A 23,890-nucleotide genomic window follows, 5' to 3' on the forward strand; every position below is an offset into this window, starting at 1 on the left:
GGCTGCAGGCCGCCGCAATCGCTTCCCCCTGATTTCTCTTCTTTCCAAATATCTCCAGGGGAGTCGCGCCGCAGGCGCGGCGGGGGCAGCGCCCCCAGGACCCGCCTGCCAAGGGCGTGGACGCCCGAGGTCTACCCGATCCCCGCCGTCTCCAGCAGCCGCGCCGCCTCTTCGGCGAGCAGCCGTTCCTCTGCCGCGCCATTGACCGGCACCTTGCCGACCTCCAGCAGCATCGGCGCCGCCAGCGGGGTCACGCGGTCGAGCCGGACATGGTCGATGCGGGTGCCGATCCGCGCCAGCATCTCCTCGATGCGGCCGAAATCGACCAGCCCGCGCAGCGCCTCCTCGCGGGTGATCTGCAAGAGCAGGTGGTCGGGGTCGTATTTCTGCAGCGTGTCATAGAGGATATCCGAGGAAAACGTCGCCTGCCGCCCGGTCTTGCGCCCGCCGGGGCGGTTCCGCTCGATCAGCCCGGCGATGGTGGCCGAGGTCTTGAAGGTGCGCTTCATCACCGCGTTGCCCGCGAGCCAAGTGCCCAGCCCCTCGCGCAGGCGGGCGGCGTCGAACAGCGGCGCGGGGTCCTCGACCGGGTCCAGCCCCCAGATCAGCGTGGCGTAATCGGTGGCGACGAAGCCAAGCGGGTGCAGCCCCATCTCCTCCAGCCGGTTGGTCAGCAGCAGCCCCAGCGTCTGCTGCGCGTTGCGCCCGGCGAAGCCGTAGACGCAGGTATGGGCACGGGTGTCGAAGGGAAAGCTCTCGACCAGCAGCCTTCCCTGCTGCGGCAGCCGCGAGACCTCGCGCTGCAGCGACAGCCAGTCGGCGGTATGGGCGGGCAGTTGCGGCCAGTCGGCCTGCGCGAATAGCGCCAGGATGCGCTCCGAGAGCTGGGTCGAGGTGGCGAACTTGGTGCCCATGAAGGTGGCGATGCGCGGTTTCTTGCGGGCATCGCGGCTGACTTCCACCGTCATCTCGCGCAGGCCCTCGTATTTCACGATCTGCCCGCCGATCAGGAAGGTGTCGCCGGGGGTGAGGGTGGCGGCAAAGCTCTCCTCGATCTCGCCCAGCGGCTTGCCGCCGCGGTTGCGGCGCAGCCGCACCTGCAGCGTGTCGGTGTCCTGGATGGTGCCGATGTTCATGCGGATATTGGTGACCGCGCGCGGATCGCGCAGCTGCCAGAGCCCGTCCGGGCGCTGCATCAGCCGGCGCCAGCGGTCATAGGCTGCCAGCGCATAGCCGCCGGTGGCGCAGAAATCGAGGCAGGCGTCGAATTCGGCGCGGGTCAGCGCCGCATAGGGGCCCGCGCTTGTCACTTCGGCAAACAGCGCTTCGGCGTCGAAAGGGCCGGCGCAGGCGGTGATCAGGATCTGCTGGCAGAGCACGTCGCGCGGGCCGGGGCCGCGCGGCTCGCCATCCAGCGCGCCTTCGCGCACCGCCTCGAGCGCGGCGACGCATTCCACCACCTCGAAGCGGTTGGCCGGCACCAGCAGCGCCTTGGAGGGCGCGTTGTAGCGGTGGTTGGCCCGCCCGATCCGTTGCACCAGCCGCTTGACGTTCTTGGGTGCGCCGATCTGGATGATGAGATCGACGTCACCCCAGTCGATCCCGAGGTCGAGCGTGCCGGTGCAGACGATGGCGCGCAGCTCGCCCCGCACCATCGCCGCCTCGACCCTTTGGCGTTGCAGCCGGTCGAGCGAGCCGTGGTGAATGCCGATCGGCAGGCCCTCGTCATTGGCAAGCCAGAGGTTGTGAAAGAAGATCTCGGCCTGCGCCCGCGTGTTGTGGAAGATCAGCGTGGTGCGATGCGCCTTGACCTGTTCCAGCACCGCAGGGATGGCATAGGCCGCGCCGCCGCCGGCCCAGGGCGGCGCTTCGGCGGTTTCCAGCATCCGGATGTCGGGGGCCGGGCCAGGATCGGCCTGGAGGATGGCGCAGGGATCGGGGTGGCGCGCCAGCAGGCGCGCGATGGCGGCCGGATCCTCGACCGTGGCCGAGAGGCCGACGCGGCGCAGGCCGGGGCAGAGGCCTTGCAGCCGGGCAAGGCCGAGGAACAGCTGGTCGCCGCGCTTGCTTTCCGCCAGGGCGTGGATCTCGTCGACCACCACCCGTTGCAGCCCGGCGAAGATGCGCGGCGCGTCCTCGTAGGAGAGCAGCAGAGCAAGGCTTTCCGGCGTGGTCAGCAGGATATGCGGTGGATCGACCCGCTGGCGGCGCTTCTGCGTGGCCGAGGTGTCGCCGGTGCGGTCCTCGATGCGGATCGGCAGGCCCATCTCGGTCACCGGGCCGGTCAGGTTGCGCTTGATATCCGCCGCCAGCGCCTTGAGCGGCGAGACGTAGAGCGTGTGCAGCCCCGCGTGTGGGTGCGTGGCAAGCTCGGCCAGGGTGGGCAGGAAGCCCGCCATGGTCTTGCCGCCGCCTGTGGGCGCGATCAGCAGCGTCGCGGGGTCCTCCGCGCGGGCGAGCATGGCCAACTGGTGCGGATGGGGCTGCCAGCCGCGGGCCGCGAACCAGTCGGTGATCAGCTGGGGCAGAGCGCTCATGGCCAAGATGTAGGGCGCGGGAAACGAAAAGGGAACACGGGCTTGCGAAGGGCGCAAATCTTTTCACGGAAAAGATTTGCCAAAACTTTCAGGGGAAAGTTTTGGGCCGCGGGGAAAGGTGGCGCAGCAAGGCCTGGACGGTTTCCGGCAGGCTTGTGTCGGCGCCCTCGGGGGCGGCGTCCAGCGCGCTGGCGACGTCCTTGACGAGGATGCCGATGGTATTCTCGGGGTCGAAGCCGTCGCGCGCGAATTCGATGTTGTCGAAGCCCGAGGCGAACCAGTTCTGCCCCGAGGAGGTGGCGATCAGCGCCAGCAGGGCGGCCTCGTCGAGCCCGGCCTCGTCGGCCCAGTCGAGCACCAGCCTCGTCATCGCCGTATTGGCTGCGGCGAGCAGGTTGTTCAGCACCTTCGCCTGCATCCCCGCGCCGAAGCCGCCCATGCGGTGGAAGTGCCGGCCCATGGCGGCGAAGAGCGGCTGCGCGGTGTCGAGCGCCTCGGGGGCGCCGCCCAGCATGAAGGAGAGCCGCGCCTCGTCTGCCGCGATCTGGGCGCCGGACATCGGCGCGTCGATCAGGGTTACATGGGCGGGCACGCGGTCGCGCAGGCCCAGCACATAGCGCGGCGATAGGGTGGAGCAGACGATGATCCGTTCGAGGCCGGGCGCGCGGGCAAAGCCCTGCGTGCCGAAAAGCACCTCGTCGGTCTGGGCTATGTCGCGCACGACGGTGAGCAGGGTGCGCAGGCCCTTGGCAAATTCCACCGGGTCGTTGGAGACAGCCGGCGCCAGCGCGCCGAACTCGGCGGCGGGGCGGACGTCGAAGCCCTGCGCGTCGAGGCCCGCGCGGCGCAGCGCCGCCAACATGCCGGCGCCCATGCGGCCGCAGCCGGCCAGTCCGATGCCCTGAAGTGTCATGTGTGTCCTCCCGGCCGGCAACAAACCATGCCGCCGGCCCAAGGGGAAGCGCCCTTATTTGACGATCTTCTCGTCCTTGACGAACATGTTGGCCCAGGCGCGGTCGATCAGCTTGGGGGACATCTGGTAGGGGATGCCCTCGAACTCGCAGATGGCGATCATCTGGTCGATCAGGAAGACCGGCTGGTAGTTGGCATAGGTGTTGTTGATGGTCGGATACTTGACCTTCAGCAGGTGCACCAGCGCCGCCTCGTCCAGCGGCATCCCCTTCTTGCGGGCCACCATGGCGAAGATCTTGAGGTAGTCTTCCTGGTTCGGCCCGTCGATCTTGATCTTGAAGAAGATCCGGCGCAGGGCGGCCTGGTCGAAGATCTCGTTCGGGTGGAAGTTGGTCGAGAAGATCACCAGCGTGTCGAAGGGCACCTCGAACTTTTCGCCCGATTGCAGGCCGAGGATGTCCTTGCTCTCTTCCAGCGGCACGATCCAGCGGTTGATCAGCGCCTGCGGCGGTTCCTCCTGGCGGCCAAGGTCGTCGACGATGAAGATGCCGCCGGTCGACTTCAGCTGCAGCGGCGCCTGGTAGGTGCGCGCGGTGGGGTTGTAGACGAGGTCGAGCATCTTCAGCGAGAGCTCGCCCCCGGTGATCACCGTGGGCCGCTCGCAGCAGACATAGCGGCTGTCGAACCGCTTGGCGCGGCGCAGCGAGTTCGGATCGTCCTGGATCTGTTCGACGGCGTTGTGCACGATCGGGTCATAGACGGTGATGACCTGGCCCGAATACTCGATGGCGCGCGGCACATAGACCCTGTCCCCCAGCGCATCGCGGATGCCGTTCGAGATCGAGGATTTACCGTTGCCCGGCGGGCCATACATCAGGATCGACCGGCCGGCGCTGACCGCCGGGCCGAGATGGTCGAGCAGTGAGGGCGGCAGCACCAGGTGCCCCATTGCGCGGGTCAGCTGTTCGCGGGTGATCTGGATGTTGCGGATCGACTGGCGTTCGACCTGTTCGCGGTAGATCTCGAGCGGGACCGGCATGGCGCCGAAATATTCCGACTGCGCCAGCGCGTCGAGCGCGCGGGCCTTGCCCTGGTCGGTGAGCTGATAGCCCATCTCGTTGCCGGAGTTGGCGTTGAGCGTGCCGGTCGCCTCGAGCAGGCGCTGTTCGCGCGCCATGTCGACCAGTTCCTGGGTCACCTGGATCGGCAGGCAGATCGCCTCGGACAGTTCGCTGACGATGGTGATGTTCTTGCGGAAGATGGTCTTCAGCAGGATGTCGCGCATCATCACGATGGGCAGCTTCATCTCTTCCAGCGTGCGCGGCGCGGGAGGGGCCATCACGGCGGTGGCGGTCTGCATGTTCATGAATCGGTGCCCGTACTGTCGATGTTCTGGTGACTGGACGCGTTGTCGCAATAATTTGCGGCGATTTTGTGCCCGAGAGGCGGAATTTGCCTCTCGCCCATCCTGCACCGATCCGGCTTGCAGCCGGGTTAACGCGCCCTCAGGCGCCGCGGAAGGCGCCGATCAGCAGGTAGATCGCCAGGGTGCCGCCCAGCGAGAATCCCATCGGGAACTTCCAGCCCATGTCCCAGCTCTTCCAGCCCGGCGCGATGCGGCGCAGGGGGGTATACTTGGCGAGCCTGTGGGTCACGAAGGCGGCGAGCAGGTTGGCGGCGAAGATCGCGACGAGATAGCGGATGTCGCCGCCGGCGATATAGGGCGCGGCTGCGGCGGCAAACTTGGCATCGCCCGCGCCCAGGGCGCCGCCGATGTTCAGGGTAAAGCCGGCAATGAGCACCGCCACCATCTGGACCAGCCGCCAGCCGTAGTCGGGCAGGGGCAGGGCGATGGGGCCCAGCACCACGAAGACCGCCGCCAGCAGGATCACCGCCTGGTTGGTGATGCGCATCTCGCGCAGGTCGGTGAAACAGACATAGAGGCAGATCGGCAGGGCAAACGGCAGGAGCCACCGCGCGGAATACGCGGTGATCGCCATGCGTTCAGGCAGGAACCAGAGATCGCCGAGCGCGGCCAGGTCCATGCGTCAGGCCGCGTCAAGCGCCTTGAGCGAGCGTACCGCCTCGTCGAAGTGCTGCGGATGGGTCGCGATGGCGTCGCGCAGCAGGCCCTTGGCGGTCTCGGTGTCGCCCTGCTTGACGGCGGCCAGGGCCATGGTGTGCAGCAGCTGCGCGCGCTCGGTCTGGGTCATCGGGATGACCGGCATCGAGTAGTTGCGCTGGGCGCCGCGGGCGAGCACCAGGTTGTTCTTGGCTGTAAACAGCGAGTCGTCGAGGCGGATGGCCTCGCCGAACAGCCGCTCGGCCTCGGAATAGTCGCCGCGGGTCAGCTTGGAATAGCCCCAGTTGTTCATCACGCCGGCCGGCGCGGTGGTGAGGCCGACGGCGATTTCATAGAAGCTGTCCGACTTCTTCCACTGCTTGTTGGCGTCGGCGACCATCGCCTCGAGCCGGTAGCGCTGGAAGGTCTCGTAGGTCGGCGGGATCGAATCGAGCGTGGTCTTGGCCTTGGTCCACTCGTTGGTGCGGATCAGCGCATCGGCGAGCTGGACCCGGTCCTCGTTGGTGGCGCCCGGCATCGCGGTCACCTTGGTCCAGGCCGAGACGCCTTCGGTGTTGCGTTTTGCACGCACCAGCGAGGCCGCGAGGCCGCGTTCCAGGTCGATCCGGCCGGGGCTGCCCTTGGTGGCGCGGGTGAAATAGGCCACCGCCTCGTTGGGATCGGCCACCGTGAGCATGACGTCGTTGAGGTTCGATTCGTCCACCACGTTGACGTCCTGGAAAGCGCGTTCGACCGTCTGATCGCCGGATTCCGCACAGGCGGATAGGGTCAAAACCCCTGCAATCATTGCGGGAATCAAAGAAACGTGGCGCATTTATTGCGTCCTTTGCTGCTCTGCCTCGTCACGGGTTCTTACGGATCAGGAAATCGGCGTTCCCCCGTTGAACCACTTTGTATGCTTCCGTTTGTGCCACAGATTTATCCGGATTTGCCGATTTTTCTTGGACCAGCCGCAAATTATCCCGGATTGAGTCACTTTCGCCATTGTCGAGCGCATAGGCGCGGTGGAACACCTGCTCGGCTTCCTTGACCTCGCCGCGCTCCATCAGCACCACGCCGAGGTTGTTCCAGGCCTCGGGGCGGGTATCGTCTTCCTTGAGCGCGCGGCGCAGCAGCTGCTCGGCCTGGCCGAGCCGGCCGAGGCCGAGGTTGGCGGTGCCCATCGAGGTGAGGATCTCGGGCGTCAGCCCCTCGGTCAGGGCGGCGCGGGTGAAGGCTTCGAGCGCGAGCTCGTGCTGGCCGGCGGCCATCAGCCGGTTGCCGACCTCCAGCCCGTCCTCGGCCGCCTTGCGGTGGTCGACGCCGGGGGCGAAGGTGCCGTCTTTCGGTTCGGGGATCCGGTCCGGAACGCAACCGGCCATCGCCGCGGCAACGGCGATGGCCTTGAGGAGGGTCGGGATCGGTGTGTTCTGCTCTCTCACACCTGTGTCGTACCTGTTATCTGTTGCCCATGGCGCCCAGGTTGGCGATCCCGTTCGCGGAAGGTCCGACGAGGATGATCAGCAAGGGAGGCACCGTCAGCCCCATTGTCGCAAGGGTCATCTTGGTTGGCAACTTGTTTGCGGCCTCTTCGGCGCGCATCACCCGCTTGTCCCGCATCTCGCTGGCGAAGACCCGCAGGGCTTCCGCGATCGAGGTGCCGAAGGTGGCCGACTGGATCAGCACGGTGACGAAGGACGACACGTCCTGCACGCCGCAGCGTTCGCCGAAGTCGCGCAGCACCGAGGACTTGTCCTTGCCGGCCTTCATCTCGTAGGCGACGACGTCGAATTCGTCGGCCAGCGCCGGGTAGGAGGCGCGCAGTTCGCGGGCGACGCGGACGATGGACTGGTCGAGCGACTGGCCCGCCTCGACGCAGACCAGCATCATGTCGAGCGAGTCGGGAAAGCCGCGGGTGATCGCCTCCTTGCGCTCTTCGACGCGGCGGGTGATCCAGTATTTCGGCAGGTAATACCCGACGCCGCCGGGGCCGACGATATACATGACCATCTGCTGGGAATCGAATTCCTGGCCGGCCTTGATGACGGTGACATAGATAACGCCGAGGATCAGTCCGACGATGCCCAGGATGAACTGCGCGAAGTGGAAGAAGCGCACCGCGTCCTTGGACTGGTAGCCCGCCTGGCGCAGGGTCAGCTGCATCTTGGTCAGCTGCTTTTCGTCCTGCGGTTCCAGGAAGGTCGCGAACTTCTGCAGCTGCTCGTTGCGCCCGCCCTGGCGCAGCCGTTCTTTCTGCGGCTTGCCCTTGGACGTCTCGTTCAGGCTGCGCTGCAGCTTCTTCATCGGGTCCTCGGGCTGATTGAGCATCAGCGGGATGACCAGAAGGATCATGAAGAGGCCGAGGCAGCCGACGACGATCAGCGGGCCGAACTCGCCCAGCTGGTCGGTCAGGAAGGTGTTGATCGGATCGAGCAATTCCATGTCGGTCTCCTCAGACCTTGATGTTGGTCAGCACGCGCATCACGATCAGGTTGAGCGTGAGCAGGATGCCGACAACGAAGCAGGCGGGAATGAAGTAGGGGTGGTCGATCACCTCGTCGTAGTAGCCGGGATCGTTCACCATGATGACGCCCAGGCAGACCAGCGGGAAGGCCGAGAGGAACTTGCCCGACCACTGCGCCTCGGCGGTGATCGCCTTGACGCGGCGGAACAGGCGGAAGCGGGCGCGGATCACCTTGGCGAGGCCCGAGAGGATCTCGGCCAGGTTGCCGCCCGACTGCTGCTGGATGGTCACGGCGACCGAGAGGAAGCGCAGGTCCTGCATGTCGAGCCGCTCGGCCATATCCTTGAGTGCCTCGCCAATGTCGCGGCCATAGGCGCTCTCGTCGGCGATGATGCCGAATTCGGTGGCGAGCGGGTCTTCGATTTCTTTCGACACGATCGAGATGGCCGAGCTGAACGGGTGGCCGACGCGCAGCGAACGCACCATCAGTTCGACGGCGTCGGGCAGCTGCTCCTCGATCATCGTCATGCGCTTCTTGGCCTTGGAGTTGACCCAGAAATACACCCCGCCGACCCCGATGCCGATCGAGGCGATGACGCGCAGCGCGACGTCGGTCTCGGTCGCGACGGAGAGGGCGACGAAGGCAAAGGCCGCGAGGCCGCCCATGATCATCACCAGCTGGCGCGGGGTAAAGGCGATGGCAGCCTTCTGTGCGCGGTCGGCGAGCAGCGAGTAGAGCGGGATCGACCGCGACTTCATGTGCTGCTGCATCTCCTTGCGGAGCTGTTCGAGCACCTGTTCGCGCCCGGTGCCCTTGTCGAGCATCTCGAGCCGGCGGTTCACCCGGCTGTTCAGGCTGATGGATTTGCCGAAGGCGACAAGGTAGAGGCCCTCGACGAGGACCACGACCGCGATGAAGATCAGGCCGTAGATGACCGGTTCGGAACTCAGTTGCATTAGCGTGGTCCCATCACAGTGGGTTCATAGATCGAGGCGGGCAGGTCATATCCCCACATCCGGAAGCGCTCCGAGAAGTGGCTGCGCACGCCGGTCGCGGTAAAATGGCCGATGATCTTGTTGTCGGGCGTCAGGCCGACGCGCTGGAACTTGAAGATCTCCTGCATCGAGATCACGTCGCCCTCCATCCCGGTGATCTCGGTGATCGAGGTCATCCGGCGCGAACCGTCCTGCAGGCGCGAGGCCTGCACGATCAGGTTCACGGCCGAGGAGATCTGGCTGCGCATCGCCTTCAGCGGCATCTCGATGCCCGCCATGGCGATCATGTTTTCCAGACGCGAGATGCCGTCGCGCGGGTTGTTGGCGTGGATCGTGGTCATCGAGCCGTCGTGGCCGGTGTTCATGGCCTGCAGCATGTCGATCACTTCCTCGCCGCGCGTTTCGCCGACGATGATGCGGTCGGGACGCATCCGGAGCGCGTTCTTGAGACAGTCGCGGGGCGAAACCTCGCCCTTGCCTTCGACGTTCGGCGGGCGGCTTTCCATCCGGCCCACGTGGATCTGCTGGAGCTGGAGTTCCGCGGTATCCTCGATGGTGAGGATGCGTTCCGAGTTGTCGATGAAGGAGGAGAGCGCGTTGAGCGTCGTGGTCTTACCAGAACCCGTCCCGCCCGAGACGATGATGTTGAGGCGGGTGGCCACGGCGGCCTGGAGATAGGCGGCCATCTCCTCGGTGAAGGCGCCGAAGGCGACGAGGTCGTCGATCTGCAGCTTGTCCTTCTTGAATTTCCGGATCGAGACCAGCGAGCCGTCCACCGCGACCGGCGGCACCATCGCGTTGAAACGCGAACCGTCGGCGAGACGGGCGTCGACATAGGGGTTGCTTTCATCGACGCGGCGGCCCACGGCCGAGACGATCTTGTCGATGATCCGCTGGAGGTGCTTCTCGTCCTTGAAGGAGACGTCCGAAAGTTCCAGCTTGCCCTTGCGTTCGACGAAGACCTGGCGCGGGCCGTTCACCAGGATATCGCTGACCGTATCGTCCTGCAGCAGCGTTTCCAGCGGGCCGAGGCCGGTCACCTCGTCGTAGAGTTCCTTGTTGAGGGTCTGGCGATCCTCGCGGTTCAGCACGATGCCGCGCTCGTCGAGCAGTTCGCCCGCGATGGTGGCGATCTCGGCGCGCAGGTCTTTCTCGGTGGCATGTTCCAGCGCGGCGAGGTTCAGGTTGTCGAGAAGCGCGCGGTGCATCTCGATCTTGATCTCGCTCATGCGCTCCTTGCGCTTGCGTTCCTTGTCCATCGCCGAGGTTTCGGCCGGCTTTACCGCGACGGGGCGGCGCAGCGTCGCAGCGACGGGCGGCGCCTCGGGGGCAGGGGCGGCGGTCTTGGCGACCGGGGCCTCGGCCACGACCTTGGCCTGCGGCTTGACGGCAACGTCTTCAGGCTTGTTGAAACGCTTGAACATGGGGTGTCACGCTCCGGGAAGAATCAGGCGGCCTGAGCGTCGCTCTGGCCGAGTTCGTGCAGGGATTGCGCCAGCTTGGCGATTTCCTTGCGCAGGGGGTTCTTGGCGGCCGAGGCGGCCAGCGGCAGGCCGTGGTCGGCGCCCTGGGCGACCTGCTTGCCGCCGTCGGGCAGCTGCAGCTCGATCGAGATGCCAAGGCTTTCGGCCATCCGCTTGACCCGCGCCTTGCCCGACAGGTCGGTGAAGCCCGGCGCGCGGTTCAGCGTGAAGCGCAGCTTGTTGAAGGGCAGGTCCTCGGATTGCAGGGCCCGCTTCAGCCGCAGCGCGTTCTGGGCCGAGCGCATGTCGAGTTCGATCACCGCGAGATAGACGTGGGCCGCCTGCAGCACGGTTTCGGACCAGTGCACCAGGGTCGAGGGCATGTCGACGACGACATAGTCGAAATGGGCCCGCGCCATCTCGATCACCCGCTGGATGTCGGTCGGGGTGAGGATGTCGAGCGGCACGATATCGGCGGGCGAGGTCAGCACCTGCATCTTGTCCTGGAACGGCGTCAGCGCGGCGGCGAAGACGTCCTTGTCGAGGTTCTCGGTGTCCGAGAGCATCTCGAACACGATCTCGCGGCGGGGCAGGTCGAGATAGGTCGAGACCGAGCCATACTGCAGGTCGAGGTCGATCAGGCAGACGCTGGGCGCGTCGTTCTTCGAGATGGTGGCCAGTTCCCAGGCGAGGTTCACCGCCAGCGTGGTCGAACCGGCGCCGCCGGCCAGTCCCTGCGCGACGATCAGCACGCCTTCCTTGGCGGCGCCGCCGGCCAGCGAGGCGCGGGGATGATTCGCCTCGGGCGGCGGGGCGGCCTTGGCCTGGCGCACGCGGTCGATGGCCGATTGCAGCTCGCGCTCGGGGAGGGGGTAGGGGACGAATTCGTCGGCGCCCTTGCGCAGCAGCTGGTGCAGCGAGGCCGGGGTCACGTCTTCGGCGATGAGGATCACGCTGATCTTGCGCGCCTTGGCCTGGGCGATGATCTCGCCCATCATGACCAGGTTGTCCTCATCCTCGCCGTCGATGGCCAGGGCGATGAATTCCAGTGATTCCGCCTCGGCCTGGCCAAAGAACGCAAGGGCTTCGGCGAAACCGAGGTCGCCCCAGCTTTCGCCAAGCACGGCTTCCATGTCTTCTATGAGGAGATCGAAATTCTGGACGTCGCGGCTCACCGTGCAGGCGACGATCGGATTAGTTTCGGGTTGCGGCGTTGCGCTGCTCATTGCCTTCATCCTCTTTTCAGGGCCTGGCAGCATCAGGCCCCGAGAAGGTCCCAGGACGCGATGTCATCTGCTCTGCCGTCGTGCACCCGTTCTGGAGTTACACGCCGCCCATTGAGGACACTCTGTCTGGGAATGTGGGCAATAATTGGGCCAAAAAAACCCAATTGTAGGAAGCCGGGCGACGATCGCCGCCCGGTCCGTTTATTGTGTCTGGGCGAATCCGCCGGACCCCTGACGGCCCGTGAGGCCGCTGGGCGGCACCGCGCTGGCGACATATTCGCGGTAGATGATCTGGGCATACTTGCCGTCGAGCACCGTGGGATGGCGGCGCACGAAGCCCGAGACCTCGGTCACGGTGCGCCGGTTGCGGCGCTCGCGGTCGGCGGTATCGATCACCGGGCGCGTCTCGCCGTAGGAGACCAGCGCCTCGAGGCGCGAGCGGCTGATGCCGCGGCTGGCGAGATAGGCGACCACCGCATTGGCGCGGCGCTTGCCCAGGCCGTAGTTGTAGCCGTTCGAGCCCACCTTGTCGGTGTGCCCGTAGACCCGGAAGCGCACTTCGGGGAACTGCCGGATCCAGTTGGCCTGCTGGTCGAGCGCGCGCGCCGCCTCGGCGTCGATCACCGCGCTGTCGAAGGCGAAGTTGACCGTGGTGGGCACTTCGGTGGCGAAACGGTTGCCAAGGCTCACCGCGTAGTCGAGTTCGCCGCGCATCACCAACTGGTTGTTATTGTTGGCGTTTCCGAACGAGCCATAGTCCAGCTCGTGCCCGGCTTCCTGTACGCATCCTGCCAGCGAGAGGCCGACGGCGACGGTCGTTGCGAGTTTCCACATTCTCCTGATCCTCCGCTCAGTCCAGGACGTAACCGTAGGAGCCGCCGAAGTCCTGCTTGGCGACTTCGTCAGCAGCCGCATTCGCATTCTTGGTGCGGCTGGTCTTGCCATAGAGGAACAGCGCCTTTTCGCTCGGCGGCACCACCCGGTCGGTCGGCAGGGCGAAGGCCTCGCCGCGGGTCGGGGTGACCAGATGCGCGGTGACGATGATCACCAGCTCGGTCTGGCGGCGCCGGTAGGAGGAACTGCGGAACAGGGTGCCGAGCACCGGCACGTCGCCGATCCAGGGCAGCTGGCCCACGCTGTCGAGGAACTCGTCCTGGATCAGGCCGGCGATGGCGAAGCTCTCGCCGTCACGCATCTCGACCGTCGAGGAGGTCTCGCGCCGCTTGAAGCCGACGAATTCGAAGTCGCCGAAGGTGCGCGACACGGTCGGGTCGATCTCGGAGACCGCGGCCTTGAGTTCGAGGTTGATGACATCCTTGTCGACCACGCGCGGGACGAAGTTCAGCTCGATACCGAAGGGCTTGTATTCGACGGTGACGGTGCCGCCTTCCTGCGCGACCGGGATCGGAACCTCGCCACCGGCGAGGAACTTGGCCTCCTGGCCCGACAGCGCGGTCAGGTTCGGCTCGGCCAGGGTGCGCACGACACCCTTCTGTTCCAGCGCCTCGAGCAGCAGGTTGACCTGCAGCGCGCCGGCGTTGAAGCCGAAGACCACGGCGCCGTTGTTGTCGTTGACCGTCGGAATGTTGCCGGCCAGCGAATTGGTCAGCGCGCCCTGGTTGCCCAGGGTGTTGGTGCCGCCGGTGGTGCCGACGTCATTGCCGAAGATCCCGCCGGTGAAGCCCAGCGAGGAGCTGAGCGACTTGGACACGCTGCGCTGCATCTCGGCGAAGCGGACCTTGAGCATGACCTGCTGCACGCCGCCGACGCTCATCAGGTTCGACACGCGGTCGGGCGCGTAGCGCTCGGCCAGGTCGAGGGCGCGTTGCAGCTTCTGCGAACTGGAGACGATGCCCGAGAGCACGATGCCGTCATTGGCGGTGCGCACCTCGATGCGTTCGCCGGGCAGGATCTGGCCCAGGCGCTCCTTGAACTCGGTGACGTCGGCCGACACGCGGACCTCGACGTTGGTGATGAGCCGCCCGGTTGCGTCGAGCAGCGTCAGCGTCGTCATCCCCGGCGACTTGCCGAGCACGTAGATCGTGCGGTCGGACAGCGACGAGATATCGGCGATGCCTGGGTTGGCGATGCTGAGCTCGGAGAAGGGGACGTCGCTTTCGACCACGATGGCCCGGTTCATCGGGACATCGAGGGCGGCGGCGGTGCCTTTCTTGACGACTGTCAGGGTCTCGGCCTGGGCGACGCTTGCGAGGGGGGCAAACGCCAGTGCAAGCCCCATGAGGGCTGCCTTGAGTGAATCATGCATTGTCATGTGACCTGCCTCTCCGATCACGCCTCATTGTCGGGTCTTGTTTGCCCGGTCTGGCGGTCACTGTGCGGCAGAACCCGTTTTATTGCAATAATCAACGGTTTCCGGTTCTTTTCTTATGTGGACAACCGGCAACAACAAAAAACGGGGCGTGTGGATGACACGCCCCGTTTCCCGGTAAAAATCTCGTTATTTCATCAGTTTGTGCAGGGGATCGGCAGTTCCACCACTTCGGCGCCGCGGCGGGTGCGGATGGTGCAGACCTGCTCTTCAACCTTTGCGGGAGCCACCTGGATCTCGCTGATGCCGAGGAGCGAACGTTGATTTACCTCGATGGCGGAGGCGATGGTATCGTCCTCGGCGCCGACCAGCGAGAGCGAGAGCTTGCCGCTCGACCGGGCCTGCGCCAGGGCGGCCACCTGCTCGGGGCTGACGGCCACGGTAACGGTGCGGGCGATGGTGCCGGCCTCGATCTCGCCATTGGCCGACTGATCGATCGCGATGACCTTTACGGCGGCCTCGATCAGCTTGGTGACGTCGCCGACGTTGGCGGTCAGGCCCTTGAGGCTGCCGGTCCAGTAGACGTCGACACGGTCGCCGGGACGCAGGAAGCCGGAGACGCCCGAGGCGACGTCGACGGGGATCGCGAAGGCGCGCATACCGCGTTCGAGGCGCGAGTTGATGCCGGCATCCTCGCCGGGGGCGGTGACCTTGATGGCCATGATCGCCTCGTCCTTTTCCATCGCGCGGACGACAAAGCGCTTGCCGGCGGCATTGGCCGGGAAAATCTCGTCGAGGGTCTTGAAGGCGCCCTCGGGAATGGCGTTGACCGGCCATTTGACCGCGCGCACCGCATCCTCTTTCAGCGACTCGCCGTATTTCAGGGGGCGGGTGGCGACATAGACGTCGACGGTGGGCACCACGGCCTGGCGGGCGGCGCGTTCACGCGACAGTTCGGCCTGATATTCGCCGATGTATTTCTTGGCCATCATGACAGCGCCGCCCGCGAGGGCGATACCGACGATCAGAACCAGTCCGAAAACAGCACGCATACCGTGTTCTCTCCGTGATTGAACCGCCGGGGTGCGGCGGCGAGTCTGGCGACTCTGATGAATTGACTGTTCTGACCCTAGCCTTGGATTGTGGCCAAAAAGGGGAAGGTGAATGACCCGCCAGAGGCATATATGGCGGGATTATCCACAGTCCGGGGTCACTCGCCGACGGTCTTGTTGGTCAGGTAATTGCCGACACCGGTGCCGACACCGCCAGATGCGGTCTGGATCGAGCTGAAGGCAACGCCGGCCAGGGCGACGACAGCAGCGGTCAGGACAACCCAGTCCACGGTAACGGCGCCGCTTTCGCCCCGCAGGAAACGTTTGATAAGCTTACGCATGATAACCTCTCAGGCCTTGGTCAATCTCGTTAAACAAGGGGCCATGCCTTTGAACAAAGACACGGCCCGATTGTCGTGGACGCTTGGGCGTATCACTCGGTCGCGCCAGGGTCCTTGCCTTCGATGAAGGAGCCGGTCGAGGTGCTGAGAGCGCCTGCGCCATCGCTGATTGCGCCGTAGGCCACACCGGCCAGGGCGACGACAGCTGCGGTCAGCACGACCCAGTCAACGGTCACGGCGCCGTCTTCATCCTTGCGGAACTTGTTCAGAAACTTCATCATTTGTGGTCCCTCCATAGGATCATCGGGGTTCATCCTCGCCGGACCCAGGGCCGTTCTTCCGGCCTGCCCGTCGTGGCATGTCCTCATATAGCGCCCGGAATGGGGCAGTAATTTGACCTGTTTATTGAAATTTGGTGCTCGATCATTCGCGTTCCGGGAACAATCCTATAGCGTTTACGCGACAATCGGGGAGCAACCTATGCGTGCGCATTGCGCGAGCTGGGGCCTTGAAAACGACAAAGGCCGCGTCCCGAAAGACGCGGCCTGAAGCCATTAGGCTGTGTGACCGTATTATTCGGTCGCGCCCGGATCTTTGCCTTCGATGAAGGAGCCGGTCGAGGTGCTGAGAGCGCCTGCGCCATCGCTGATTGCGCCGTAGGCCACACCGGCCAGGGCGACGACAGCTGCGGTCAGGACGACCCAGTCAACGGTCACGGCGCCGTCTTCATCTTTGCGGAATTTGTTCAGAAACTTCATCATATCATGTCCCTCCAAGGATCACGTGTGTTACTCGCAACGCGGTGTCCGCTGCTGAACCACACTCTCAGATCGGTTCGGAACATCGCGATGAGGCCTTATCGCCAAGCGGCGTGGCAGGAATGGGGCCAAATCCGGGAATTTTCGGCCGCTTCGGATTTTTGCTTCGGATTTTTCTAATCATTTGATATTGAAGAATAAAATTCGTGAAGGTCGGAATTTTCGCTGGTCGGGACAGATGCAAATCGGCGTCATTGCGGCAAAATATTGAACGCCTGCCGGGTATTCGCTGGATCGGCAGGGGTGTTCCGGCGCACACCAAGACAAACAGAACAAGGTTCGAGCAGTCGAGGCCTGTCATGAAGAACTTGCGGTTCGCGGGCGCGTTGGCGGCCCTGGCGATAGGTGTGCCCTCGCTGGCGACAGCCGAGGCGCCGCAGCCGTTCCCGGTGTTCGAAGCCAAGCGGATCAAGGTGCCTGGCGCGGCCGTCTCCACCGGCGTGAACCCGGTGCGCAAGCGGATCACCGTGCAGATCGACCCGGTCGAGCAGGCGGCGATCCTCGCCGCGCGTCCGCCGATGGAGAAGGTCGTGCCACCGGTCAATGGCCCCGACGAAGGCGCGCCGCGCAAGTCGGCGGGCAGCTACGAGTGGTTCTGGAACGAGGTCTCGGCCGATATCGGCGGCGGGCCGGGGCGGTTCAGCCAGGCGATGCGGGCAATCGAGGCCTCGGACAAGGTCAGGGCGCCGCGTCTTCAGGCCCTGCAGGAAATCGCCCGCGCCCAGGGCGCGCCGATCCTGCGCTCGACCGTCGGCACCTCGGTCTCGCCCGCGCTGGTGCTGGCGGTGATCGCGGTGGAATCGGCTGGCCGCGCGGATGCGGTGAGCGGGGCAGGGGCGGCGGGGCTGATGCAGCTGATGCCCGACACCGCCACGCGGTTCGGCGTGACCGACCGCATGGCCGCCGATCAGAGCATTTCCGGCGGGGTCAAATACCTCGACTGGCTGCTGAAGGAATTCAACAATGACCCGATCCTGGCGCTGGCGGGCTACAATGCGGGCGAGGGGGCGGTGAAGAACCACAAGGGCGTGCCGCCCTACGCCGAGACGCGCGACTACGTGCCCAAGGTGCTGGCCGCCTGGAAGGTCGCCAGCGGCCTTTGCCGCACGCCGCCCGAGCTGATCTCGGACGGCTGCGTCTTTGTTTCGATGAACTAGGCGCCTCGGCTCAGACCGAAAAGACGTCGGCCCATTCGGGGTGCTTGCGCCGCTCGGCGTTCACGAAGGGGCAGAGCGGCACGATCTTCCAGCCGCCCGCGCGGGCATCGGCCACCAGCCGTTCGGCCAGCAGCCGCCCCGCACCGGTGCCCCGCAGGGCATCCGGCACGCCGGTGTGATCGGCGATGATGAGGGTGGGCGAGGCGATGCTGTAGGTCAACTCGGCCTCGGCGCCATTGCGCCTCAGCACGTAGCGGCCCTTGGTCTCGCCCCGCTCGTTGACGATCTCGTCAGACAAGCGTCGCCTCGGTGTTGGCGCGCAGCTCTTCCTCGCTCACGCCCTCGGCCAGTTCCACCAGCCGCAGCCCGCCCGGCACCACGTCGAGCACGCCGAGGTTGGTGATGATGCGGTCGACCACGCCCTTGCCGGTCAGCGGCAGGGTGCAGGCCTTGAGCACCTTGCTCTCGCCGGCCTTGTTGGCATGGTCCATCACCACGATGACCTTGCCGACGCCGGCGACGAGATCCATCGCGCCGCCCATGCCCTTGACCAGCTTGCCGGGGATCATCCAGTTCGCCAGATCGCCGGTCTCGGACACTTCCATCGCGCCCAGGATCGCCGCCGCGATCTTGCCGCCGCGGATCATGCCGAAGGAGGTGGCGCTGTCGAAATACGAGGTGCGCGCCAGCTCGGTGATGGTCTGCTTGCCGGCGTTGATGAGGTCGGGGTCCTCTTCGCCCTCGAAGGGGAAGGGGCCCATGCCGAGCATCCCGTTCTCGGATTGCAGCGTGATGTCCTTGTCGCCGACATAGTTCGCCACCAGCGTCGGGATCCCGATGCCGAGGTTCACATACATGCCGTCTTCCAGCTCCTGCGCCGCACGTGCGGCCATCTGATTACGGTCCCAGGCCATCAGGCTGTCTCCCTTGTTGCCAACATTGTTACGCGGCTTCCGATGAAATACGCTTTGGCCGGTCGCGGAATAGCCACATCCGGCAGAATCCGTTCGCTCTTGTATCCGACGTCTGCGAAGTAATATTGGAGCGCCGCCTCCGAGGGGAGCGCAGAAATGACCTTGGTTCTGTCGCCATCCCAGATATTCCCGTCATTGAACGTACCTTCCCATTTCAACTTCACCATCGGCTCGGATTGATCGGTGAGAACGTTACTGTCGATAACGATGTATTTCGGTTTCAGCCGGCCAATCATTTGGGCAATCTCGTAATGGCGGGCCGTGTGGTATAGGATCCCCAGAAGAAAAACGGTGTCAAACTCGCCAGGCTCGAACTTCGGCAGCGCTTCCATCATGTCGGCGCACAGGATACTTATCCTGTCCTCGGAATAGCCGAGCTGTTTGATGTTGGCCCTTCCCCGATCGGCAACATCCTCGCGCGCTTCTACCCCTACAACCTGGCGGGCTCCGCCCATCGCGACCGCGGCCACCGAGAACCGGGCGTCGTGACAGGCGATATCGAGGATTCTCTTGCCTTCAATCGCATGCCGGTTGCGGTCAACGATCATGCTAGCGCGAAAATTGAGCCGGCTTTTGTTCGATGCGACCGTCGAACTGTCCAGGATCAGCTCGTGTTCATCGAAAAAGCCAGGGAACGCGTCACCTGTCATTTCGAGGCCGGGATGGCATGGCTTGAGGTTCTTCCAGGCATTTCTCGCCCTGATTCCCCGATTTTTCTTTTTCGAATCCATTGTTTCGCCCTTTTAATTACTTTTCGCGTTTCTATTCATTTGAATATTTTACGCGATCGTAATTGGGCGTTCGAGCTTTTTACGCCGTCTCCCTCTTGCGGGTGGTGCGCTGTTCGATGCGTTTCTCGTGCTCGCCCTGGACGATGCGGTGGACATAGATGCCGGGCAGGTGGATGTGGTCGGGGTCGATGCTGCCGCGCGGGACGATTTCCTCGACTTCGGCGATGCAGATCTTGCCGCACATCGCCGCCGGCGGGTTGAAGTTGCGGGCGGTCTTGCGGAACACCAGGTTGCCGGTGTCGTCGGCCTTCCAGGCCTTGACGATCGAGAGGTCGGCGAAGATGCCCTTTTCCAAGATATAGTCCTGGCCGTCGAAGTTCTTCACTTCCTTGCCCTCGGCGATCACGGTGCCGACGCCGGTCTTGGTGTAGAAGCCGGGAATGCCGCAGCCGCCGGCGCGCATCCGCTCGGCCAGGGTGCCTTGCGGGTTGAACTCGAGCTCCAGCTCGCCGCTCAGATACTGGCGCATGAACTCGGCGTTCTCGCCCACGTAGGAGGACATCATCTTCTTGATCTGCTTGGTCTGCAGCAGCAGACCCAGGCCGAAATCGTCGACCCCGGCGTTGTTGGACGCCACGGTCAGGTTCTTTGTCCCGGCATCGCGGATCGCCGCGATCAGCAGCTCGGGAATGCCGCAGAGACCAAAGCCGCCGGCGGCGATGAGCATGCCGTCGAACAGCACGCCCTCCAGCGCCTCGGCGGCGGATCCGTAAACCTTCTTCATCGTAGGTGCCTCCATCCTGTCATCGACAGTGATGCCGTCGGGGCCCCCAAGAGTCAACGAATTGCCGCACTGCGGAAATTACGGAGTCAGATGATCCGTACCTGGGTGCCGACCGGGGTCACGGCGAAGAGCTGCTCGATGGCGAAATTGTACAGCCCGATGCAGCCGTCCGAGCTGCGCCGCCCGATCTTGCGGGTGTCATGGGTGCCGTGGATCAGGTAGGCGGGCCAGGACAGATACATGGCATGGGTGCCGAGCGGGTTGTCCGGGCCGGGGGGCATGTATTTGAGCTCGGGGTTGCGCTCGACCATCGAGGGGGTGGGCGTCCAATCCGGCCCGACCCGCTTGCGCACCACCTCGGTATAGCCGCGCTTGGTCAGCTCGTCGGTCATCGGCACCGAGGTCGGGTAGATGCGATAGTCGCTGCCATCGGCCGACCAGAAGTGCAGCGCGCGCGAGAGCGTGTCGGCGACGATGGCGCCCTTGCCAAGGCTGTCGAAATGGTCGCGCCAGTCCTGCCGCTGGAACGAGGAGATATTGCGCCGTGCGGTGCCGGCGGCCAGCCGGTCCTCGGCGAGGTCGCGCGGCGGCTCGGAAGCGCGCAGGATGGCGGGGGTGCAGAGCAGGGCGCCGGCGCTCAGCAGGAACAGGCGGCGGCCGGTGGGGCGGGTGGTCATGTGCTCGTCTCCTCGGTCTTGGTCTTTTTGCTCCTTCTGGCGCGCACGCGCGGGAATGGCCAATCACATATATATGAATTCGAATGTTATTTGCGTGAGGGGAGCGGGGCGGCGGGGTGAACCCCGCCCTACTCAAAAGCCGTGCGGGCGGGGGGCGGCAGCCCCCCGCCCCGGTCGGATCGCGCCAGCGATCCGAAACCCTTGCGTCACTCCCAGAGGTCGGTCGAGAGATACTTCAACCCGCTGTCGCAGATCACCACGCCGATGCGCCCGCAGCGCTCCGGCCCGGCGAGCAGGCGCAGCGCCGCCGCCACATTGGCCCCGGCCGAGAAGCCGGCGAAGATGCCCTCGGTCAGGGCGAGGGCGCGGGCGGTGTCGCGGGCCTCGGCGCCGGTGACGGTAAGGTAGCCATCGACCGGCGCGCCCACCATCTGGGCGAGCCCGGCCATCGCATAGCCGCCGCCCTGGATCGGGTGGGCGGGATCGGTGATCGTGCCGCCGGCGAGGGCCGCCGCGCCCTCGGGTTCCACGACATGGCCCCTTAGCGCCGGGTTCAGCCGTTTCAGCGCGCGGATGGTGCCGCCATAGCTGCCGCCCGAGCCGGCGAAATCGGTGAAGGCGGTGAGGCTCGCGCCGCTGTCGGCCCAGAGTTCCGGCCCCGTCGTCGCCTCATGCGCCGCCGCGTTGCCGGGGTGGTTGAACTGGTCGGCGCGGAAGGCGCCGCGCGCGGTGGTGATCCGGCGGGCTTCCGCTTCCACCAGCGCGAGGTCGGCGCCCGAGACCTCGCCCATGCGGCTGCCCGGCGCCTGGTCGACCAGCACCACCTCGGCCCCCAGCGCGCGCATCATGCGCGCGCGTTCGGGCGAATTGCCCCGGCTCATCACCGCCACGAAGGGATGGCCCATCTGGGTGCAGACGATGGCGAGGCCGGTGCCCATGTTGCCCGAGGTCAGCTCCACCACGGTCTGGCCGGGCCTCAGCGTGCCCTCCGCCGTCGCCGCGCGGATGATCCCCAGCGCGGCGCGGTCCTTCTTGGAAAAGCCTGGGTTCAAGTAGTCGAGCTTGGCCAGGATCCGCCCCTCGACCCCGCGCGCGGCGCAGAGCCGGTCGAGCCAGACCGAGGGCGTGTTGCCGATGACGTCGAGGATCGAGTCCATCAGGTCCAGTCCAGCACGACCTTGCCGCTCTGCCCGGATTTCATCGCCATGAACCCCTCCCTGAAATCGTCCACGTGGAAGCGATGGGTGATCACGGCCGAGACGTCCAGTCCGTTCTGCAGCATGGCGATCATCTTGTACCAGGTCTCGAAGATCTCGCGCCCGTAGACGCCCTTGATGGTGATCGCCTTGAAAACGATGCGCGACCAGTCGACCGGCGACTTGCCCGGCGGGATGCCCAGCATGGCGATGCGCCCGCCCATGGTCAACGCCTCGACCATCTGGTCGAGCGCCTGCTGGTTGCCGGACATCTCGAGCCCCACGTCGAAGCCCTGCTTCATCTTGAGCCGGGCGATGACCCCCTTGAGATCCTCGGAGGCCACGTTCACCGGCACCACGTCCGCCACCTTCGCGGCGAGGTCGAGGCGGGCCTGGTTGACGTCGGTGATGACCACGTGGCGCGCGCCGACATGGCGTGCGACCGCCGCCGCCATGATGCCGATGGGACCGGCGCCGGTGATCAGCACGTCCTCGCCCACCAGGTCGAAGCTCAGCGCCGTGTGCACGGCATTGCCGAGCGGGTCGAGGATGGCGCCGATTTCGTCGGGGATCTCGTCGGGCAGCAGCACCACGTTGAAGGCCGGCAGGCGCAGGTATTGCGCGAAGGCGCCGGGTTCGTTGACGCCGATGCCGCGGGTGGCCGGGTCGAGGTGGAACTTGCCCGCCCGGCTCTGGCGCGAGGTCTTGCCGATCAGGTGGCCCTCGCCCGAACAGCGCTGCCCGATCTCCAGCCCCTCGACGTTGCGGCCGATCTCGACGATCTCGCCCGCGAACTCGTGGCCGGTGATGAGCGGCACCGGCACGGTCTTCTGCGCCCAGTCGTCCCAGTTCCAGATATGGATGTCGGTGCCGCAGATGCCGGTCTTGTTGATCTTGATGAGCACGTCGTCGGGGCCGATCTCGGGCACCGGGGCGGTCTGCATCCAGAGGCCTTCGCGAGGCTCGGCCTTGACGAGGGCTTTCATCTCATTGGTCATTGCAGAACTCCCGTGGCTTTGCCGGCGGCCGCGAAGGCCGCCAGGGCGGTGTCGAGGTCGGCGCGGGTGAGGGCCGCGTTCATCTGGGTGCGGATGCGGGCGCGGCCGTGGGGGACGACGGGGAAGAAGAAGCCCGAGACATGGACGCCCTCCTCGAAGAGCCGCGCCGCCATCTCCTGCGCGAGGCGGGCCTCGCCGAGCATCACGGGGATGATCGGATGTTCGCCCGGCAGCAGGTCGAAGCCGAGCGCCTCGAGCCCGGCACGCCAGTAGCGGGCGTTCTCGAAGAGCCGTGCGCGCAGGTCGTCGCCCTGTTCGACGAGCTTCAGCGCCGCAAGACCGGCGGCGACGATGGCCGGCGGCAGCGAGTTGGAGAAGAGATAGGGCCGCGCGCGCTGGCGCAGCAGGTCGATCACCGGTTGCGGCCCGGCGACATAGCCGCCGATCGCCCCGCCAAGCGCCTTGCCCAGGGTGCCGGTCAGGATGTCGACGCGGGTGTTGGCATGGGCCGGCGTGCCGCGCCCCTGCGGCCCCATGAAGCCGGTGGCATGGCAGTCGTCGACCATCACCACGGCGTCGTAGCGGTCGGCCAGGGCGCGGATCTCGGGCAGCTTGGCCAGGTAGCCGTCCATCGAGAAGACGCCATCGGTGGCGATCATGATGCTGCGCGCCCCCTCGGCGCGGGCCTTCTGCAGCTGGGCTTCCAGATCCGCCATGTCGGAATTCGCATAGCGGTAGCGGCGCGCCTTGCAGAGACGGATGCCGTCGATGATGCTGGCATGGTTCAGCGCGTCCGAGATCACCGCGTCCTCCTCGCCCAGCAGCGGTTCGAACAGCCCGCCATTGGCGTCGAAACAGGCGGCGAAGAGGATCGAATCCTCCATCCCGAGGAAGCGGGCGAGGGCGGTCTCCAGCTCGCGGTGGATGTCCTGCGTGCCGCAGATGAAGCGGACCGAGGCCATGCCGAAGCCGCGCGTCTCCATCTCGTCGCGGGCGGCGGCGATCAGGGCGGGATGGTCGGCGAGACCCAGATAGTTGTTGGCGCAGAGGTTGATGACCTCGCGGCCCTGCACGGTGATATGGCCGCCCTGCGGCGAGGCGATCAGCCGCTCGCGCTTGGTGAGGCCGTCGGCCTCGATCTGGGCGAGGGTCTCGGTGAGGCGGGAGAGAAAGGCTTGGGACATCGGCGCGGACTCCTTTCCGGTGATATCTATCATAGCGGACTCCTTTCCG

25 protein-coding genes are annotated in these 23,890 nt (G+C 65.6%); 1 reads left to right on the forward strand and 24 read right to left on the reverse strand.

Going from position 1 to position 23,890, the window contains the following annotated elements; genetic code table 11:
• Nucleotides 1-131 precede the first annotated feature (131 nt).
• The 16 genes from IE266_RS06350 to IE266_RS06425 form a co-directional block, all read right to left on the reverse strand.
• Nucleotides 132-2,537, reverse strand: a complete 2,406-nt coding sequence (locus IE266_RS06350; RefSeq protein WP_189679193.1) for a ligase-associated DNA damage response DEXH box helicase — start codon at nt 2,535-2,537, stop codon at nt 132-134.
• Between the two features lie 88 nt (nt 2,538-2,625).
• Nucleotides 2,626-3,450, reverse strand: a complete 825-nt coding sequence (locus IE266_RS06355) for an NAD(P)-dependent oxidoreductase (RefSeq protein WP_189679194.1) — start codon at nt 3,448-3,450, stop codon at nt 2,626-2,628.
• Between the two features lie 54 nt (nt 3,451-3,504).
• Nucleotides 3,505-4,815 (reverse strand): DUF8689 domain-containing protein, encoded by a 1,311-nt coding sequence (locus IE266_RS06360; RefSeq protein ID WP_189679195.1) that lies wholly within the window; start codon nt 4,813-4,815, stop codon nt 3,505-3,507.
• Between the two features lie 139 nt (nt 4,816-4,954).
• On the reverse strand, nt 4,955-5,494 hold the full coding sequence (locus IE266_RS06365) for a prepilin peptidase (RefSeq protein ID WP_373310520.1): 540 nt from the start codon (nt 5,492-5,494) through the stop codon (nt 4,955-4,957).
• 3 nt (nt 5,495-5,497) lie between these two features.
• Nucleotides 5,498-6,346 (reverse strand): tetratricopeptide repeat protein, encoded by an 849-nt coding sequence (locus tag IE266_RS06370; protein ID WP_189679196.1) that lies wholly within the window; start codon nt 6,344-6,346, stop codon nt 5,498-5,500.
• Between the two features lie 28 nt (nt 6,347-6,374).
• Nucleotides 6,375-6,893, reverse strand: coding sequence for a tetratricopeptide repeat protein (locus tag IE266_RS06375; protein WP_189679482.1), 519 nt, complete (start codon nt 6,891-6,893; stop codon nt 6,375-6,377).
• A 76-nt stretch (nt 6,894-6,969) separates the two neighbouring features.
• Nucleotides 6,970-7,953, reverse strand: coding sequence for a type II secretion system F family protein (locus tag IE266_RS06380; RefSeq protein ID WP_189679197.1), 984 nt, complete (start codon nt 7,951-7,953; stop codon nt 6,970-6,972).
• 10 nt (nt 7,954-7,963) lie between these two features.
• The gene (locus IE266_RS06385) at nt 7,964-8,932 is read right to left on the reverse strand and encodes a type II secretion system F family protein (protein WP_189679198.1); all 969 of its coding nucleotides are present in this window, start codon (nt 8,930-8,932) and stop codon (nt 7,964-7,966) included.
• Nucleotides 8,932-10,395 carry a TadA family conjugal transfer-associated ATPase gene (locus tag IE266_RS06390; protein WP_189679199.1) on the reverse strand — a complete coding sequence of 488 codons (1,464 nt, stop codon included), beginning with the start codon at nt 10,393-10,395 and terminating at the stop codon, nt 8,932-8,934. Before IE266_RS06390 ends, IE266_RS06385 begins: the two co-directional genes overlap by 1 nt.
• Before the next feature lie 23 nt (nt 10,396-10,418).
• On the reverse strand, nt 10,419-11,660 hold the full coding sequence (locus IE266_RS06395; protein WP_189679200.1) for a CpaE/TadZ family protein: 1,242 nt from the start codon (nt 11,658-11,660) through the stop codon (nt 10,419-10,421).
• A gap of 201 nt (nt 11,661-11,861) precedes the next feature.
• The gene (locus IE266_RS06400; RefSeq protein WP_189679201.1) at nt 11,862-12,494 is read right to left on the reverse strand and encodes an OmpA family protein; all 633 of its coding nucleotides are present in this window, start codon (nt 12,492-12,494) and stop codon (nt 11,862-11,864) included.
• Nucleotides 12,495-12,510: 16 nt separating this feature from the next.
• Nucleotides 12,511-13,932, reverse strand: a complete 1,422-nt coding sequence (locus tag IE266_RS06405) for a type II and III secretion system protein family protein (RefSeq protein ID WP_189679202.1) — start codon at nt 13,930-13,932, stop codon at nt 12,511-12,513.
• Between the two features lie 194 nt (nt 13,933-14,126).
• Nucleotides 14,127-14,981, reverse strand: coding sequence for a Flp pilus assembly protein CpaB (gene cpaB, locus IE266_RS06410; protein WP_189679203.1), 855 nt, complete (start codon nt 14,979-14,981; stop codon nt 14,127-14,129).
• A gap of 158 nt (nt 14,982-15,139) precedes the next feature.
• A complete protein-coding gene (locus IE266_RS06415) occupies nt 15,140-15,322 on the reverse strand; it encodes a hypothetical protein (RefSeq protein WP_189679204.1) in 183 nt (60 codons plus the stop codon).
• Between the two features lie 92 nt (nt 15,323-15,414).
• Nucleotides 15,415-15,603 carry a hypothetical protein gene (locus tag IE266_RS06420; protein WP_189679205.1) on the reverse strand — a complete coding sequence of 63 codons (189 nt, stop codon included), beginning with the start codon at nt 15,601-15,603 and terminating at the stop codon, nt 15,415-15,417.
• A gap of 291 nt (nt 15,604-15,894) precedes the next feature.
• Entirely contained in the window at nt 15,895-16,083 is a 189-nt protein-coding gene (locus IE266_RS06425; RefSeq protein WP_189679205.1) for a hypothetical protein, read from the reverse strand.
• A gap of 356 nt (nt 16,084-16,439) precedes the next feature.
• Between IE266_RS06425 and IE266_RS06430 the strand changes: the two genes are divergently transcribed.
• Complete coding sequence (locus tag IE266_RS06430) at nt 16,440-17,297, forward strand: lytic transglycosylase domain-containing protein (protein WP_189679206.1); 858 nt, start codon at nt 16,440-16,442, stop codon at nt 17,295-17,297.
• A gap of 10 nt (nt 17,298-17,307) precedes the next feature.
• Here IE266_RS06430 and IE266_RS06435 read toward each other — a convergent pair whose 3' ends face one another.
• The 8 genes from IE266_RS06435 to IE266_RS06470 form a co-directional block, all read right to left on the reverse strand.
• Nucleotides 17,308-17,595 carry a GNAT family N-acetyltransferase gene (locus tag IE266_RS06435; protein WP_189679207.1) on the reverse strand — a complete coding sequence of 96 codons (288 nt, stop codon included), beginning with the start codon at nt 17,593-17,595 and terminating at the stop codon, nt 17,308-17,310.
• Nucleotides 17,588-18,211, reverse strand: coding sequence for a CoA transferase subunit B (locus tag IE266_RS06440; protein ID WP_189679208.1), 624 nt, complete (start codon nt 18,209-18,211; stop codon nt 17,588-17,590). The genes IE266_RS06435 and IE266_RS06440 overlap by 8 nt, the downstream gene beginning before the upstream one ends.
• Entirely contained in the window at nt 18,211-19,002 is a 792-nt protein-coding gene (locus IE266_RS06445; RefSeq protein ID WP_189679209.1) for a class I SAM-dependent methyltransferase, read from the reverse strand. The genes IE266_RS06440 and IE266_RS06445 overlap by 1 nt, the downstream gene beginning before the upstream one ends.
• Before the next feature lie 79 nt (nt 19,003-19,081).
• Complete coding sequence (locus IE266_RS06450) at nt 19,082-19,786, reverse strand: CoA transferase subunit A (RefSeq protein WP_189679210.1); 705 nt, start codon at nt 19,784-19,786, stop codon at nt 19,082-19,084.
• Between the two features lie 86 nt (nt 19,787-19,872).
• A complete protein-coding gene (locus tag IE266_RS06455; RefSeq protein ID WP_189679211.1) occupies nt 19,873-20,463 on the reverse strand; it encodes a L,D-transpeptidase in 591 nt (196 codons plus the stop codon).
• Nucleotides 20,464-20,669: 206 nt separating this feature from the next.
• Entirely contained in the window at nt 20,670-21,620 is a 951-nt protein-coding gene (locus IE266_RS06460) for a PLP-dependent cysteine synthase family protein (protein ID WP_189679212.1), read from the reverse strand.
• The gene (gene tdh / locus IE266_RS06465) at nt 21,620-22,657 is read right to left on the reverse strand and encodes an L-threonine 3-dehydrogenase (protein ID WP_189679213.1); all 1,038 of its coding nucleotides are present in this window, start codon (nt 22,655-22,657) and stop codon (nt 21,620-21,622) included. Before tdh ends, IE266_RS06460 begins: the two co-directional genes overlap by 1 nt.
• Nucleotides 22,654-23,841 (reverse strand): glycine C-acetyltransferase, encoded by a 1,188-nt coding sequence (locus IE266_RS06470; protein WP_189679214.1) that lies wholly within the window; start codon nt 23,839-23,841, stop codon nt 22,654-22,656. The genes tdh and IE266_RS06470 overlap by 4 nt, the downstream gene beginning before the upstream one ends.
• Nucleotides 23,842-23,890: the final 49 nt, after the last annotated feature.

The organism is Seohaeicola zhoushanensis (genome assembly GCF_014656415.1).
In the GTDB taxonomy this organism is placed as follows: Bacteria; Pseudomonadota; Alphaproteobacteria; order Rhodobacterales; family Rhodobacteraceae; genus Seohaeicola_A; species Seohaeicola_A zhoushanensis.

What these genes read in the sequence shown, in the direction of transcription:
- IE266_RS06440 (WP_189679208.1), bottom strand. Translation starts at nt 18,211, where the DNA reads ATGGCCTGGGACCGTAATCAGATGGCCGCACGTGCGGCGCAGGAGCTG.
- IE266_RS06445 (WP_189679209.1), bottom strand. Translation starts at nt 19,002, where the DNA reads ATGGATTCGAAAAAGAAAAATCGGGGAATCAGGGCGAGAAATGCCTGG.
- IE266_RS06395 (WP_189679200.1), bottom strand. Translation starts at nt 11,660, where the DNA reads ATGAGCAGCGCAACGCCGCAACCCGAAACTAATCCGATCGTCGCCTGC.
- IE266_RS06380 (WP_189679197.1), bottom strand. Translation starts at nt 7,953, where the DNA reads ATGGAATTGCTCGATCCGATCAACACCTTCCTGACCGACCAGCTGGGC.
- IE266_RS06415 (WP_189679204.1), bottom strand. Translation starts at nt 15,322, where the DNA reads ATGCGTAAGCTTATCAAACGTTTCCTGCGGGGCGAAAGCGGCGCCGTT.
- IE266_RS06430 (WP_189679206.1), top strand. Translation starts at nt 16,440, where the DNA reads ATGAAGAACTTGCGGTTCGCGGGCGCGTTGGCGGCCCTGGCGATAGGT.
- IE266_RS06405 (WP_189679202.1), bottom strand. Translation starts at nt 13,932, where the DNA reads ATGACAATGCATGATTCACTCAAGGCAGCCCTCATGGGGCTTGCACTG.
- cpaB (WP_189679203.1), bottom strand. Translation starts at nt 14,981, where the DNA reads ATGCGTGCTGTTTTCGGACTGGTTCTGATCGTCGGTATCGCCCTCGCG.
- IE266_RS06420 (WP_189679205.1), bottom strand. Translation starts at nt 15,603, where the DNA reads ATGATGAAGTTTCTGAACAAGTTCCGCAAGGATGAAGACGGCGCCGTG.
- IE266_RS06390 (WP_189679199.1), bottom strand. Translation starts at nt 10,395, where the DNA reads ATGTTCAAGCGTTTCAACAAGCCTGAAGACGTTGCCGTCAAGCCGCAG.
- IE266_RS06450 (WP_189679210.1), bottom strand. Translation starts at nt 19,786, where the DNA reads ATGAAGAAGGTTTACGGATCCGCCGCCGAGGCGCTGGAGGGCGTGCTG.
- IE266_RS06350 (WP_189679193.1), bottom strand. Translation starts at nt 2,537, where the DNA reads ATGAGCGCTCTGCCCCAGCTGATCACCGACTGGTTCGCGGCCCGCGGC.
- IE266_RS06455 (WP_189679211.1), bottom strand. Translation starts at nt 20,463, where the DNA reads ATGACCACCCGCCCCACCGGCCGCCGCCTGTTCCTGCTGAGCGCCGGC.
- IE266_RS06385 (WP_189679198.1), bottom strand. Translation starts at nt 8,932, where the DNA reads ATGCAACTGAGTTCCGAACCGGTCATCTACGGCCTGATCTTCATCGCG.
- IE266_RS06425 (WP_189679205.1), bottom strand. Translation starts at nt 16,083, where the DNA reads ATGATGAAGTTTCTGAACAAATTCCGCAAAGATGAAGACGGCGCCGTG.
- IE266_RS06370 (WP_189679196.1), bottom strand. Translation starts at nt 6,346, where the DNA reads ATGCGCCACGTTTCTTTGATTCCCGCAATGATTGCAGGGGTTTTGACC.
- IE266_RS06355 (WP_189679194.1), bottom strand. Translation starts at nt 3,450, where the DNA reads ATGACACTTCAGGGCATCGGACTGGCCGGCTGCGGCCGCATGGGCGCC.
- tdh (WP_189679213.1), bottom strand. Translation starts at nt 22,657, where the DNA reads ATGACCAATGAGATGAAAGCCCTCGTCAAGGCCGAGCCTCGCGAAGGC.
- IE266_RS06470 (WP_189679214.1), bottom strand. Translation starts at nt 23,841, where the DNA reads ATGTCCCAAGCCTTTCTCTCCCGCCTCACCGAGACCCTCGCCCAGATC.
- IE266_RS06360 (WP_189679195.1), bottom strand. Translation starts at nt 4,815, where the DNA reads ATGAACATGCAGACCGCCACCGCCGTGATGGCCCCTCCCGCGCCGCGC.
- IE266_RS06375 (WP_189679482.1), bottom strand. Translation starts at nt 6,893, where the DNA reads ATGGCCGGTTGCGTTCCGGACCGGATCCCCGAACCGAAAGACGGCACC.
- IE266_RS06365 (WP_373310520.1), bottom strand. Translation starts at nt 5,494, where the DNA reads ATGGACCTGGCCGCGCTCGGCGATCTCTGGTTCCTGCCTGAACGCATG.
- IE266_RS06460 (WP_189679212.1), bottom strand. Translation starts at nt 21,620, where the DNA reads ATGGACTCGATCCTCGACGTCATCGGCAACACGCCCTCGGTCTGGCTC.
- IE266_RS06400 (WP_189679201.1), bottom strand. Translation starts at nt 12,494, where the DNA reads ATGTGGAAACTCGCAACGACCGTCGCCGTCGGCCTCTCGCTGGCAGGA.